The following is a 14,433-nucleotide window of genomic DNA, read 5'->3' on the forward strand; positions in this document are numbered from 1 at the left end:
CCCACAGGCACCCTGTGAGCGATTCCACACGAAGGCGCCCAGATCAGCCGGACATCCGGTCGTCTGCGGCGTCATCGCAGGGCACGAGGCCGGTCCCAGCACGGGGCACCGACCGCGCGCAGCGCGCGCGAGGGCCCCCGATCGGCACCATGGACGCGTTCGACGCCGTTCGATTCACCCAAAAGACACGTCTACGTCATACACTTGACAGATGAAGTTTGCTCGGCAGTGGCCGTACACGTTCATCGTCGGCGTCTCCCTGCTCATCGGAATGGTCGCGGCGATCGGTTCGCTGGCCCTCGAAGTCCCCCTCCGCGACCCGGAGGGCTTCCTGGGGCCGGCGTACATCCGCCTGCCTCTGCTCGCCCTGCTCATGTTCGCCCTGGGCATCCTGCCGGCGGCGGTCCGACGCTGCGGATGGAAGCAGATCCCCCGAGGCGTGGTGGAAGTGGTTCGGCACGAATGGAACCTGCGCCGCGTCCTCTACATCGCCACGGGTCTGCTGACGTTCTACGTCTGCTACGTCGGCTACCGCAATCTGAAGAGCGTGCTCCCGGTCTACCGTGAGGGCACGCTCTACGACCGGGAGCTGCTCGAGCTGGACCGCTGGATGTTCGGCGGCACCGACCCGGCCATCATCCTGCACAACGTCTTCGGCATGGATCTGACCGCCGAGGTGCTCTCGTTCATCTACGTGGCGTACCTGCCGCTGATCCCCATCACGCTGGGCATCTTCCTGGTCCTCAGCAGGGACCTGACCGTCGGCGCCTGGTACGCGACGGCGCTGAGCCTGAACTGGGTGCTGGGCACGATCAGCTACTACATCATGCCGGCGCTGGGCCCGATCTACGCCCGTCCGGACCTGTACCAGCAGCTCCCCGACACCGGCGTGAGCAGTCTGCAGGCGGCGCTGATGAACAACAGGTTGGAGTTCCTCGCGGATCCGGCCACCAGCGACGTCATCCACGGTGTGGCCGCCTTCGCGTCGCTGCACGTGTCGGTGACCTTCGCCGCCGCCCTGTTCATGCACCGGTCGAACCAGCACGTGGTCGTCCGGTGGGTCGCCTGGGCCTTCTTCGGGATGACCTTCGTGGCCACGCTGTACTTCGGCTGGCACTACCTGATCGACAACATCGCCGGCGTGGCCATCGGCTGGGCGGCGGTGTCGCTGGGCGCCTGGGCCACGAACCATCAGGGAGCACGCCGTCTGGTGGCCGAGGAGCAGGGTCTCTCCGAGCACGAGGTCGGCATCGACATCGAGGCCGACGACGTCGCCTCCTCCCCCGCGATGGCCTCGGAGGCGGCACCCGCCCGTCGCGCCTGAGCGTTCCGCTCAGCCTCCGGCGACCTCGAGGACGCCGCGGATCAGCGCGCCCACGGCTCCGAGGGTGGCCAGCGTCATGGCGAGTCGTCGTGCCCCGGTGGGGGTCACGACCTTCGCGAGCAGCCCGCCCGCGCCGATGCCCACGAGCACCGTGACCACGACCAGCGGGAAGAGCACCCACAGATCCACCGGCACGTGGCCGTCGGTGTCCACCGAGCCCATGGCGAGCTTGGTGACCACGGAGGCGGCACCCATGGTCAGGAAGATCGGCTGCATCGTGGCCGCGAAGCTGCTGGGCCCCCAGGCGGAGACCCGGGAGTAGACGACCATGACCGGCGCGGCCACCCCCGAGGTGGTGTTGAAGAAGCCGCCCAGGGTCCCGGCGATGATCCCGGAGGTCCGGCCCGTCCACTGCGGGAGCTTCGGCAGGCCGATGGTCAGCGCCAGCGCGCACAGCACGAGCCCGGCGAGGATGATCGCCAGCCACCCGGCGGAGAGCTGGCCGACCAGCCACGCACCGGGGACGGCGCCGAGCACGGCCGGCAGTCCGACCCTGCGGTAGCGCCGCCAGTCGATCCGCGGCAGCACCGCGAGCATGATGAGGAACCCGGAGACCATCGTGGTCATGTTCGTGATGAGCACGCCGAGTCCGGGGCCGATGATGATGGTGAGCACCGGGGCGACGACCAGCCCCACCCCGGAGCCCGAGATCCGCTGCAGCACGGTGCCGACCAGCACTGCAGTCGCGATCACCGCGGAGATGCCGAGCACGCTCATGGCAGGCACCTCGCTGATCGCACGGACGACAGTGGTCGCGGAGCGCGCTCAGGCGCTCCGCGACCACTCTAGTCCCGCCGGCTCGTCCGCCGGTCGGGGCGGCTCACTCGCCCTGGTCGAGGACGTAGGCCACCTCCAGCTCGATCTTCACCTTGTCGCTGACCAGCACTCCGCCGGCCTCGAGGGCGGCGTTCCAGGTGAGGCCGAAGTCCTTCCGGGAGATGGTCGTGGTGGCGGAGAACCCGGCGCGGGTGGCTCCGAAGGGGTCCACGGCCTGGCCGCCGAACTCGGCGTCGAAGGTCACCGGGCGGGTCACCCCACGGATGGTGAGGTCGCCGGAGAGTTCGAACTCCTCCTCGGTGACCGCCGCGCCCTCGGCGCGGAAGGTCAGCACCGGGTGCTGCTCGGCGTCGAGGAAGTCCTCGCTGCGGATGTGTCCGTCGCGGTCCTCGTTCCCGGAGGAGAACGAGGCGGCCTGGACCTGGGCCTCGACGGCGGCGATGCCGTCTGCTCCGACCTCGAGGGTGGACCGGACGTCCTCGAACGACGCGCGGGTCTTGGAGATGCCCGCGTGGCGGACGGTGAGTCCGACCTCGGAGTGGGAGGGGTCGTAGTTCCAGGTGCCGGCGGTCAGTGCTGCCATGATGGGTCGTCCTTCCGACGTGTGGTTTCGATGCTGCGGAACGCCGTCCTGCGGCGTGCATCAGGGACAACGGCAGACCCCGCCGATTTATTTCAAATCTTGATTAGTGGGATGCATCACACCCCTGGACGCCGTGTTCCCCGGCGCGCGGACGCCCGATGCCGTCTGTGCGGACCTGGCCGCTAGAATCGACCATGGACTGACCGACGTCCCGCCGCCCGGAACCTCGGCGGCAGGGGCCAGAGACCGGACGAGAGGAGGCGCCGTGGGACTGCTCGACAACCTCGAACGAGGCATCGAGAAGGCCGTGCGCGGAGCCTTCTCCGGACGTGGAGGGAGCCTCGGCCCCGTGGAGATCGCCACCGCAGTACGACGCCACATGGACCGCGAGTCCTTCACCATGTCGCAGGGACGCTCGTTCGTCCCCAACGTGTACAAGATCCGCCTGTCCCCGGACGACTTCGCCGAGGCGAAGAAGTACGGGGTGGCCCTGGCCGAGGAGCTGTGCGAGGAGATCATCCGCCACGCCGACTCCCAGGGCTACACGCTGCGCGGACCGGTGCGGGCGACGTTCGTGAAGAACACCGACCTCAGGCGCGGGCAGCTGAACATCGAATCGACCACGGAGAAGGGTGCCGCCCCCTCGGCGCGCCCGGCCTCCTCGGCAACGTCGTCGACAACGTCGTCGTCGGCGCCTTCGGCGGCGTCCGCGCCTGCCGCAGGGGGGCACCGCGGCTCGGGCTACGACTCCGACGCCACCATCGTCAGCCCCGTGGTGGCCCCGCCCCGGGTGGTCGCCGTGGTCGAGCACGACGGCGCCCGCCACGAGCTGGCGGCGAACACCGTCGTCGGCCGCTCCTCCGGAGCCGGGATCTCCATCGCCGACTCAGGGATCTCCCGGCGCCACATGGAGATCTACCGCCAGGGCGAGCGGTACTTCGCCCGCGACCTCGGATCGACCAACGGCACCTACGTGGACGGGGAGCGGCTCGACCCGGAGGCGCCCGGCACGGAGCTCTTCGACAGCGCGCTGATCTCCCTGGGCGGGGCGCGCCTGCGCTTCCGCATGGTCACCGAGGGCTGACCCTGATGAGTCAGCTCGCCGTCACCGTCCTGCAGTTCGGTCTGCTGCTGCTCCTGTGGGTCCTCATCCTCTCCATCGTGGCCGCACAGAGCCGCGACCTGATGATCTCCAAGCGCTCCCGGGCGCCGCAGGACGAATCGACCCGTTCGGGTCAGGGCCGACGACGTCGTCGTGAGTCCGCCGCCGCGACGGCCGGCGCACCGGCGGGGCACGGCGGTGCGGCTGGTGCAGGGGGCCACAGTGCCGCCGCATCCGGGCACCCCACGCAGGCCGAGCAGGCTCCGGCCGCCTCCGCGCAGCGTCCGCGTCCGCGGGCGCTGGTCGTCGTCGAGGGCCCGGCGACCGGCACCGAGGTCGAGCTCGGATCGGCTCCGATCATGCTCGGGCGTGCCCAGGAGTCCACCCTCGTGCTGGTCGACGACTACGCCTCGGGCAAGCACGCCCGCCTGTTCCCGCAGGGCTCGCGCTGGTTCATCGAGGATCTGGGGTCCACCAACGGCACCTGGCTGGGCGAGGAGCAGCTCACCCGCGCGGCCACCGTCGAGCCTGGCGAGCGCATCCGCATCGGCAAGACCGTCCTGGAACTGAAGGCCTGAGCCCGTGTCCCTGGTCTTCCGATTCGCCGCCCGCTCCAACACCGGCGTCGTCCGCTCCAAGAACGATGACTCCGGGTACGCGGGGCGCTACTTCGCCGTCGTCGCCGACGGCATGGGCGGACACGCCGGGGGCAACGTGGCCTCCGCCTCCACCGTGCTGGACCTGGCCCACCTGGACACCCGCGGCTTCACCGCCCCGGACACCGTGCTGCCCGATGAGATCCAGACGGCCAACGCGTTCCTCAACCGCCTGGTGCAGGCGAACCCCAAGCTGGCCGGGATGGGCACCACCATCACCTCCCTGCTGATCACCGACGACCGCATGCAATTCGCGCACATCGGGGACTCGCGCGCCTACCGGCTCAAGAAGGGCCGCTTCCGCCAGGTCAGCAAGGACCACACCTTCGTCCAGCGCCTGGTCGACGAGGGGCGCCTCGACCCCGCCCAGGCGGAGCACCACCCGCACAGGAACGTGCTGATGCGTGTGCTCGGCGACGTCGACGCCTCCCCGGAGCTGGACATCACCTCCTTCCCCGTCGAAGCCGGGGAACGCTGGATGCTGTGCTCGGACGGGCTCAACGCGGTGGTCTCGGACCGGCTCATCGAGCAGAAGCTGCGCTCCACCCAGTCCCTGGAGTCGATCGTCGACGACCTGGTGGACCTCACCATCGAGGGCGGCGCCCCGGACAACGTCACCGTGGTGTGCCTGGAGGTCGTCGAGGCCGATGAGGGCGACCTGACCCGCAACCGTCCCACCCCGCTGTCCCCCGCCGCGGTCGCCTCGGCCTCCGAGGTGTACGAGCCGGTGGCCGAGGAGCGCCCGGTGTCCGAGGACGAGGCCGCCGACTCGGAGCACACCATGGAGATGGTGCCGGTGGTCAACGTCGACGCGCTCTCCGAACATCCCCCCGAGGACCACGACGAGCTGTCCCCGCTCTCGGCGTCCATGCTGGGCCAGGACCTCGAGGCCCGGCCCCACCGCCTGGTCGGAGCCGCCGCCCAGGCCACCGAGACCGGCATGATCCCGGTGGTGCGCCGCAGCGTGGACGAGCCCGTGCTCGCCGCCCGCCTGACCGGCCAGCCGCTGCGGCAGGTCCGTCACGAGCACGACGACCTGCTCGCCCAGGCCGGTGCCGCCTCGGCCGCGACCGAGGCCGCCGCCCCCGACCCGCACGCCCCGCCCGCATCGGCCGAGCGGTCCTCCGAACCGGGCGACCGCACCGGGCCGCTGGCGGCAGGCGGCGACCCCGGCGACCGGGACGTGGCCGACGAGGTGGACGACGAGCTCGACATCGAGGATGAGATCGCCGCCCGCGCCGCCGTGCACCGTCCGCGGCGGGTCGGATGGCTGCTGACCACCGTCGTCGGGCTGGTCACGGTGCTGCTGGCCGCAGTGCTGTTCCTCGGATACATCTGGACCCAGACCCAGTACTACGTGGGTGAGGAGGACGGCGAGGTGGCCGTGTTCAACGGCGTCTCCCAGTCCCTGGGTCCGTGGAAGCTCTCGGAGTCGGACGAGCTGACCGGAATCAGCGTGGACGACCTCACCGCCTACCAGCGCGAACGCGTCTCCGGGGGCATCCCGGCCGACTCGAGGTCCCACGCGGATCAGATCGTCGACCAGCTGCGGGACTCTGCCGGCGTCGACGACGAGGACGAGGAGACCGACGAGGAGTCGGACTCCACCGATGAGGCCACGGACGAGGCCACCGACGACGCCACAGAAGAGGAGACGGACGAGGAGACCGCAGAGGCACGGGGTGGTCGCCGATGATCCGGACCGAGACCGCTCCCGCACCGCGCCGGAACCTGGAGCTGTTCCTGCTGCTGCTCGCCCTCGTCGTCGCCGTGGGCGCCCAGATCATCACCGCCGCGGCGATGGACGCCCCCATCGACGAGGGCTACTACGTCGACGGCGGGATCTACGCCGGAGTGGTGCTGGTCTTCCACATCATCCTGCGCATCCGCGCGAAGTACGCCGACCCGTTCATCCTGCCCATCGTGGTGACCCTCAACGGGCTGGGCATCGCGATGATCCACCGCATCGACCTGGCCGGCGGCGACGGCTCCGTCGCCGACCGGCAGCTGCTGTGGTCGGCGGTGTCGATGGCGTTCGCCATGGCGCTGCTGTGGTTCCTGCAGGACCACCGCCGGCTGCGTCAGCTGACCTACCTCTCGCTCGTCGTCGGCACGGTGCTGCTGTTCCTGCCGATGCTCCCGGGCATCGGCATGGAGATCAACGGCGCCCGCATCTGGGTGAACCTGGGCTTCGCCTCCTTCCAGCCCTCCGAGCTGGCCAAGATCGCCCTGGGCGTGTTCTTCGCCGGGTTCCTGGCCAACAACCGCGACCTGATCCTGCTGGCCGGCCGGAAGTTCGGTCCGCTGCAGTTCCCGCGGATCCAGGACCTGGCGCCGCTGATGATCGGCTGGCTGGTCGCGATCGGCGTGCTGGTGGTCCAGACCGATCTGGGCAACTCGATCATGTTCTTCGGGCTGTTCATGGCCATGATCTACGTGGCCACCTCGCGACTGTCCTGGATCATCATCGGCGGGCTGCTCGTCGCCGTCGGCGGAGTGCTGGCGTGGATGTTCGTCCCCCACGTCACCGCCCGCGTGGACATCTGGCTCAACGCCTTCGACGAGGACATCTACTCCCGGGAGTTCGGCGGCTCCGAACAGGTGGTGCAGGGGATCTTCGGCCTGGCCAACGGCGGGCTGACCGGCACCGGACTCGGTTCGGGCATGCCCAACCGGGTCCCGCTGGCGAACTCGGACATGATCCTGGCGGCCTTCGGCGAGGAGCTGGGCCTGATCGGGCTGACCGCCATGCTGCTGCTGTACCTGCTGCTGTTCAGCCGCTTCATGCGCGCAGGCCTCGGCACCCGGGACGCCTTCGGCAAGCTGCTGGCGGTCGGGTTCGCGGTGATGCTGGTGCTGCAGGTCTTCGTGGTCCTCGGCGGCATCACCCGGGTCATCCCGATGACGGGTCTGACCGCCCCGTTCCTGGCCGCCGGAGGCTCTTCGCTGCTGGGCAACTGGCTGATCGTGGCCCTGGTGCTGCTGATCTCGCATGCCGCCCGCCGACCCATCGTCGTCGGCCCGATGGTCAACGCCTCGGGTGACGAGGCCTCGGGCATCGAGAACCCGACCACGGAGGCAGCTGAGGCGACGGCGTCCGAGGACGAGGCCGCCGCGTTCCAGGACGAGGACGAGGCCCGCTCCGGGACGGGAGGCGCCCGATGAACAACGCGATCCGTCACACCTGGGTGGTCTCCGTCGGCCTGTTCATGACGCTGTTCATCGCGATCAGCGTCATCCAGGTCCCGATGACCGATGAGCTCAACGCCCACCCGCACAACGTCCGGCAGATGTACCAGGACCGCGGCGCGGACCGGGGCACCATCACCGTCGACGGCGATCCGATCGCCGAGTCGGTCCCCTCGGATTCGGCCTTCGACCACCAGCGCGTCTACCACGACCCGGAGCTCTACGCCGGGATCACCGGGTTCTACTCCATCGCCGAACCTCCCACCGGCCTGGAGTCGGCGATGAACGAGTACCTCACCGGTCAGGCCGACTCCCAGTTCTTCGACCGGATGACCGCCCTGTTCACCGGGTCCGCCGACGAGGGCGCCCAGGTGGAGCTGACCATCGACCCGGAGCTGCAGCAGGTCGCCTACGACACCCTCGCCCAGGGAGAGCGGGGCTCGATCATCGTCACCGACGTCGAGACCGGCGAGATCCGGGCGATGGCGACCAGGCCCAGCTACGACACCAATGAGCTGGCCGTGCACTCGACCAGTCAGTTCAGCGAGAACAAGGCCGAGATCGAGTCGGTGGAGGGCCTGAGCCCCTACTACTTCCGGCCGATCAACTCCACCATCGCCCCCGGCTCCACGTTCAAACTGGTCGACCTGGCCGCGATGCTCGGCTCCGGCGACTATTCGCCCGACACCATGCTGGACAACCCGGACCAGATCACCCTGCCGCAGTCGCAGACCCAGCTGGGGAACTTCTTCGGCGGGAACTGCCACACCAGTTCGCGCGCGGACCTGACGTTCATCACCGCCCAGTCCTGCAACACCCCATTCGCCGAGGCGGCCATGGACATGGGGGAGGACCCGATCCGGGAGGCCGCCGAGGACTTCGGATGGAACTCGGAGATGCAGATCCCGCTGTCGGTCACCGCCTCCCACTTCCCGGAGGACCTGACCGACGCCGCGCTGGCCCAGTCCTCGATCGGGCAGTACGACGTCACCGCGACGCCGATGCAGATCAACATGATGACCATGGCGATCGCCAACGGCGGCACCATGATGCAGCCCACCCTGATCGAGACCGTCCGCGGCTCCGACCTGCAGGTCATCGAGCAGCATGAGCCGGAGGAGCTGGGGCAGCCGATCAGCTCCGACGTCGCCGACGACATGACCGAGCTGATGCAGGCCGCCGTGGAGGAGGGCACCGCCCACCGCGCGAACAGCTCCGACATCGACATCGCGGCGAAGACGGGCACCGGGCAGATCGGCGGGACCGATCTGGTGAACTCCTGGGTCACGGGCTTCGCCCCGGCCGACGACCCCCAGTACGCCGTCACTGTGGCCTATGAGAGGATCGTCTTCGAGACCGGCACGGGTCTGACGGCGCCCAATATGCTGACCATGTTCGAGGCGGTGATCGAGGAATGAGGCCGACTGTCGGCATCCTCATGGGTGAGCGCTATAAGCTCACCGAGCGCATCGCCGTCGGCGGGATGGGTGAGGTCTGGACGGCCTCCGACGAGGTCCTGGGCCGCACCGTGGCGATCAAGATCCTCAAGGAGGAGTACACCGGCGACGAGGCGTTCCTGCGCCGTTTCCGTGCCGAGGCCCGCCACACCGCGCTGCTGAACCATCCGGGCATCGCCGACATCTACGACTACGGCGAGCAGGCCGGGTCCGGGTACCTGGTGATGGAGCTGGTCCCCGGTCGTCCGCTTTCGGTGCTCCTGGAGAAGGATCGGACCCTGCCGTGGGAGAAGACGCTCTCGATCATCGCCCAGACCTCCCGGGCTCTGCAGGTCGCCCACGATCAGGGGCTGGTGCACCGGGACGTGAAGCCGGGGAACCTGCTGATCACCCCGACCCGCCGGGTGAAGATCACCGACTTCGGGATCGCCCGGCTGGCCGACCAGGTGCCGCTGACGGCCACCGGTCAGGTCATGGGCACCGTGCAGTACCTCTCGCCGGAGCAGGCCACGGGCCAGCACGCCACCGGGTCCTCGGACATCTACGCGCTGGGCATCATCGCCTATGAGGCCCTGGCCGGGCACCGGCCGTTCACCGGCGAGGCGCAGATCGCCATCGCCCTGAAGCAGGTCAACGACGCCCCGCCTCCGCTGCCGGAGTCGGTGCCTGAGCCGGTGCGCGCGCTGATCATGGCCACCCTGGCGAAGGATCCGGCGGACCGTCCGGCCAACGCCACGAAGCTGGCCGAGGCCGCCGATGCGCTGCTGCGCCACGACGTCGACGGTGCGGTGGCCGCCGTGCCGACGATGGGGCAGCACATGGCCTCCCAGGACGAAGACGACTCCACCCAGCTGATCCCCACGCAGAACGCCACCCGGCCGACCGAGGTCGTGCCCCGTCCGCACGCGTCCGATGCCGGGCAGTCCGCCGGCGGCGGTGCGGCCGCGGGCGCGGCGGGAGCCGGTGCGGCTGCAGGTGCCGGTGCGGCCGCACCCTCTGCCGGCACCCCTCAGCAGCCGCCGGAGGAGCGGGGGGCGGCGTCGCAGTCCTCCGATCCGGCACGTCCGCTGCCGAACTCCGGTGAGGGCTCCGACGACCCCCGGCCCGAGGACGCCGCCTCCGGCACCGCCGCGGCTCACGCCTCGGCCCCCGCGGCAGGTGCGGCAGGTGCCGCCGCGGCCTCCGACGCGACCCGTTCGACCGACCCGGGGCAGACCACCGAGACCGACGACAGGACGACGAAGGACTCCCGCGGCGGGCGCCGTTCCCAGTGGCGGTGGCCCCTGGTGGCGCTGATCGCCCTGCTGCTGCTGGCCGTCTTCGGTGCGCTGGTGCTGCCCGCCCTGGGCAACGAGGACCCGGACCCGCAGCCGACGGTCACCGAGACCTACACCGAAGGCTCCGACCTGGTGGACGTGGACTCCGCCGAGCTGGTGGGTCTGACCGTGGAGGAGGCCACTGAGATCCTGGAGGACGAGGGGTTGGAGGTCTCCGCCGAGGAGGTGGAGTCCTCGCAGGCCGCCGGCATCGTCGTCAATGTGACCCCCACCGGTGAAGTCTCGGTGGGCAGCACGGTCACCCTCCACTACGCCGGAGGGACCGAGGGCCGCTCCGAGCCGACCCAGCAGGACACCGCCGTACCGGACGACCAGACCGGCGGCGGGGACGACGGTGACGGAAACGGTGACGGTGACGGCACCCAGGAGCCGACGGACGAGGCCTCGCCCACCGATGAGGCCTCCCCGACCCCGGACGACGAGGGCCAGGACGAGGCCTCGCCGGACCAGGACGCCGCCGAACAGAGCCCGGGCACCGGCGGAGACGGTCAGGACGGACAGGACGGCCAGACCGGGACGGCGACCGACTCGGCGGGCGGAGACCAGGGTCCTCCGGCGCCCGACGCCGGTTCCGATCCCGGCGCCGACGACAGCGCCGGCCAGGGTGCGGGCCAGGGTGCGAGCCAGGGTTCCGGTTCCGGCGTCGCCGGCGAGACGGAGACGTCGGGATGAACGACTCCGAAGAACCGCGCATCCTCAATGAGCGCTACCGGATCGCCTCGCTGATCGGGCGCGGCGGCATGGCCGACGTGTACCTGGCCCGGGACCTCTCCCTGGACCGCGACGTCGCGATCAAGATGCTCCGGCCGGACCTGGCGCGCGATCCCCAGTTCCAGGGCCGATTCCGCCGGGAGGCCCAGTCCTCGGCGTCGCTGAACCATCCGAACATCGTGGGCGTCTACGACACCGGGCGCACCGATGTGGAGGATTCCCACGAGCACGCCGTACATACGCCCTTCATCGTCATGGAGTACGTGGACGGGGTGACGCTGCGGCACGTCATGCACGGCACCCCGCACCCCGACGGCGAGGACACCCAGGAGACCGACCGACGTCGACGGGCCGAAGCTGAGGCCCGGGCCGCGGAGTCCGGGCAGGCGGCCGACGACGACACCCGAGCCGTCGACGCCGCGGCCGCCGATCCGGGGGAGACCCAGGCGGGCACACCCTTCGACGAGGACCATGAGCCTGAGGGCCCCGACGTCCTGGAGCTGGCCGACTCCGAGGACGAACAGTCCGCCGGGACCAGGCCCGCCGCCGAGGTCGGCTCCCCGCTGCAGGCCCGCATCGAGGAGGCCCTGAACAAGCCGGTCTCCGACCAGGAGGCGGCGGACTATCTCTCCGGGATCCTGGGAGCCCTGGGCTACAGCCACTCGCGCGGCATCGTCCACCGTGACATCAAGCCCTCCAACGTCATGGTCACCCAGACCGGCGACGTGAAGGTCATGGACTTCGGCATCGCCCGGGCGATGGCGGACACGTCCTCGACGATGACCCAGACCTCCACCGTGGTCGGCACCGCCCAGTACCTGTCCCCCGAGCAGGCGCGCGGAGAGCTGGTCGACCACCGGTCGGACCTCTACTCCGCCGGCTGTGTGCTCTTCGAGCTGCTCACCAACCGTCCGCCGTTCCAGGGCGAGTCCCCCGTCTCGGTGGCCTACCAGCACGTGCGCGAGGAGCCGCCGCGGGTCTCGCGGTTCAACCACAGCGTCTCCCCGGCCGTGGAGTCGGTGGTGGCCAAGGCGCTGGCGAAGGACCCCGACGCGAGGTTCCAGTCGGCCGCAGAGTTCGACCAGGCGCTGTCCGAGTCGCTGCGCGGCATCCACGTCGAACCCGCCTACGCGGCGGTGCACCAGGAGGAGAACCCCACCGAGGCCGTCTCCGCGGTGGCCGCGGCACCGGCGGCCGGAGTGGGTGCCGCCGGAGCGGCCGGGGCGGCCGCCGCGCCCTCGGCCCGGACCCCGGAGGATCCGGCCGTCCATGAGGGCTCATCCGCCGTGGCCGGCACCGGTGCGCGGCGCCGGGGCCTCATCTGGCTGTGGGTCGTGCTGATGGTGCTGCTCATCGCAGTCGGCGCCTGGGCGCTGATGCGCATGGTGGACGCGCAGGACACGGAGATCCCCGACGTGGCCGGCATGCCGCGTGAGGAGGCGATCCAGGAGCTCAACGACGCCGACATCGATCCGGAGATCGAGACGGTCGGCGACGATGAGGTCGAGGAGGACCACGCCGTGGGCACCGACCCCGAGGCCGGCACCTCCGTGGATCCGGACGACGACGTCACCCTGCTCATCTCCGCAGGACCCGACCAGGTCGCGGTGCCCGAAGGGCTGCAGGGCAGCACCGAGGAGGAGGTGCGCGAGGCCCTCGAGGAGGTCGGTCTGGAGGTCGGCGACGTCAGCGACGGTCCCCACCCCTCCGTGGAGGAGGACACGCTGATCAGCCTGGATCCCGAGGCCGGGAGCATGGTCAGCCGCGGCACGGAGGTCGACCTGCTGCTCTCCAACGGTCTGGTCGAACTGCCCGACGTCACCGGTATGACCGAGTCCGAGGCGGTCTCGACGCTGCAGAACGACTACGGCCTGCAGGTGACCACCTACACCTGGCAGATCGGAGACGTCCCCGCCGGCCAGGTGCTCTCGATGCAGTCGGGCGGCAGCGACGTCACGGGCGGCTCGCAGATCCCGCAGGGCTCCACCGTCTCCCTGGCCATCGCCACCGCCCCGCGTCCCGAGCCGACGCCGGAGGAGGACGACGACGAGACCGAGGAGCCGGACGAGGACGAGACCGATGAGGACGATGAGGACGACGAGGACGACGAGGACGACGAGGAGACCGACGAGCCGGACGAGGACGAGACCACCGACGAGGCCATCGAGGATGAGACGGATGAGCCCGACGAGGATGAGACCACCGACGAGGCCACCGAGGACGACTCGCCCACGGCGGACGACTCCCCGACCGACGACGACGGCGGGAACGGGAACGGCGATGGGAACGGCGATGGGAACGGCGGTGGCGACGACGGCGGGGACGACGATGACGACGGTGATGACGACGACGGGGACGACTGACCGCGCCCGGCGGTGATCGTCCTCAGCCGCGGCGGATGGGGTTCAGCCGCGCGGCGTGCTCGGCGGCCCCGACCAGCCCCAGCTCCTCCAGCCAGTTCCCCAGCATCCGGTAGCCGCCCTCGGTGAGCACGGACTCCGGGTGGTACTGCATCCCCCAGGCCGGTGCGCTGCGGTGGGCCAGCCCCATGATGACCCCGTCGGAGGTGGCCGCGGTGACCTCCAGGACCTCCGGCACGGTGGCCGGGTCCACCACCAGGGAGTGGTAGCGGGTGGCGACGAAGCTCTCCGGCAGTCCGGCGAAGGACCGGTGGCCGGTGTGGGTGACGGTGCTCGTCTTGCCGTGCATGAGCTGCTCGGCGTGGGTCACGGTCGCCCCGAACGCCTCCCCCAGCCCCTGGTGCCCCAGACAGACTCCGAGCAGCGGGACCTCGTCCTCGACGCACCGCCGGATCAGCTCGACCGAGACCCCCGCCTCGTGGGGCGCGCCGGGCCCGGGTGAGATGAGGACGCCGTCGTGCTCGGCCGCGAGCCGACCGGCCTCCTCCCCGGTGACGGCGTCGTTGCGCAGCACGGTCGTCTCGGCGCCGAGCTCCCTCAGGTAGCCGACCAGCGTGTAGACGAAGCTGTCGTAGTTGTCGATCACCAGGATGCGGATACCTGTCCTGCTGCTCATCGTGGGCCCTCCTGCCTCGGGTCGGCGGATCCGCCGGCGGACTCGATGTCCATGGTCGATTCGTTCAGCGGGTGGAACTGGTCGGTCCAGGGGAAGACGACCTCCATGAGCAGGAGGACGACGGCGGCCAGCAGCACCAGTGTGATGCCGATGCGCACCCAGAGGGGGCCGGGCAGCCGGCGGAACATCCACGCGTACATG

General features: G+C 70.3%; 12 protein-coding genes. 8 read left to right on the forward strand and 4 right to left on the reverse strand.

What is annotated here, in order from left to right; genetic code table 11:
• Window positions 1–211: 211 nt before the first annotated feature.
• On the forward strand, window positions 212–1,324 hold the full coding sequence (locus N7E59_RS07420; RefSeq protein WP_261624283.1) for a phosphatase PAP2 family protein: 1,113 nt from the start codon (window positions 212–214) through the stop codon (window positions 1,322–1,324).
• Window positions 1,325–1,333: 9 nt separating this feature from the next.
• On the opposite strand, the gene N7E59_RS07425 is transcribed toward N7E59_RS07420, so the two are convergent.
• Together N7E59_RS07425 and N7E59_RS07430 are read right to left on the reverse strand one after the other, a co-directional pair.
• Window positions 1,334–2,101, reverse strand: coding sequence for a sulfite exporter TauE/SafE family protein (locus N7E59_RS07425; protein ID WP_261624284.1), 768 nt, complete (start codon window positions 2,099–2,101; stop codon window positions 1,334–1,336).
• A gap of 103 nt (window positions 2,102–2,204) precedes the next feature.
• Window positions 2,205–2,744, reverse strand: a complete 540-nt coding sequence (locus N7E59_RS07430) for a YceI family protein (RefSeq protein WP_261624285.1) — start codon at window positions 2,742–2,744, stop codon at window positions 2,205–2,207.
• Between the two features lie 265 nt (window positions 2,745–3,009).
• Between N7E59_RS07430 and N7E59_RS07435 the strand changes: the two genes are divergently transcribed.
• From N7E59_RS07435 to N7E59_RS11830, 7 genes are read left to right on the forward strand one after another with little or no spacing between them, the layout of a single operon-like run.
• Window positions 3,010–3,828: an FhaA domain-containing protein gene (locus N7E59_RS07435; protein WP_261624286.1), complete on the forward strand. Its 819-nt coding sequence runs from the start codon at window positions 3,010–3,012 to the stop codon at window positions 3,826–3,828.
• Window positions 3,829–3,833: 5 nt separating this feature from the next.
• On the forward strand, window positions 3,834–4,424 hold the full coding sequence (locus tag N7E59_RS07440) for an FHA domain-containing protein FhaB/FipA (RefSeq protein WP_261624287.1): 591 nt from the start codon (window positions 3,834–3,836) through the stop codon (window positions 4,422–4,424).
• Window positions 4,425–4,428: 4 nt separating this feature from the next.
• The gene (locus tag N7E59_RS07445; protein ID WP_261624288.1) at window positions 4,429–6,198 is read left to right on the forward strand and encodes a PP2C family protein-serine/threonine phosphatase; all 1,770 of its coding nucleotides are present in this window, start codon (window positions 4,429–4,431) and stop codon (window positions 6,196–6,198) included.
• The gene (locus N7E59_RS07450) at window positions 6,195–7,667 is read left to right on the forward strand and encodes an FtsW/RodA/SpoVE family cell cycle protein (RefSeq protein WP_261624289.1); all 1,473 of its coding nucleotides are present in this window, start codon (window positions 6,195–6,197) and stop codon (window positions 7,665–7,667) included. Before N7E59_RS07445 ends, N7E59_RS07450 begins: the two co-directional genes overlap by 4 nt.
• Window positions 7,664–9,109 (forward strand): penicillin-binding transpeptidase domain-containing protein, encoded by a 1,446-nt coding sequence (locus N7E59_RS07455; protein ID WP_261624290.1) that lies wholly within the window; start codon window positions 7,664–7,666, stop codon window positions 9,107–9,109. Before N7E59_RS07450 ends, N7E59_RS07455 begins: the two co-directional genes overlap by 4 nt.
• On the forward strand, window positions 9,106–11,157 hold the full coding sequence (locus tag N7E59_RS07460; RefSeq protein ID WP_261624291.1) for a serine/threonine protein kinase: 2,052 nt from the start codon (window positions 9,106–9,108) through the stop codon (window positions 11,155–11,157). The genes N7E59_RS07455 and N7E59_RS07460 overlap by 4 nt, the downstream gene beginning before the upstream one ends.
• Window positions 11,154–13,559 (forward strand): protein kinase domain-containing protein, encoded by a 2,406-nt coding sequence (locus N7E59_RS11830; RefSeq protein WP_315943001.1) that lies wholly within the window; start codon window positions 11,154–11,156, stop codon window positions 13,557–13,559. Before N7E59_RS07460 ends, N7E59_RS11830 begins: the two co-directional genes overlap by 4 nt.
• Before the next feature lie 22 nt (window positions 13,560–13,581).
• Here N7E59_RS11830 and N7E59_RS07475 read toward each other — a convergent pair whose 3' ends face one another.
• Both N7E59_RS07475 and N7E59_RS07480 read right to left on the reverse strand, forming a co-directional pair.
• Complete coding sequence (locus N7E59_RS07475; protein WP_261624292.1) at window positions 13,582–14,232, reverse strand: anthranilate synthase component II; 651 nt, start codon at window positions 14,230–14,232, stop codon at window positions 13,582–13,584.
• Entirely contained in the window at window positions 14,229–14,432 is a 204-nt protein-coding gene (locus N7E59_RS07480) for a hypothetical protein (protein WP_261624293.1), read from the reverse strand. Before N7E59_RS07480 ends, N7E59_RS07475 begins: the two co-directional genes overlap by 4 nt.
• Between the last annotated feature and the right edge of the window lies 1 nt (window position 14,433).

The organism is Nesterenkonia marinintestina, from assembly GCF_025420485.1.
In the GTDB taxonomy this organism is placed as follows: Bacteria; Actinomycetota; Actinomycetes; order Actinomycetales; family Micrococcaceae; genus Nesterenkonia; species Nesterenkonia marinintestina.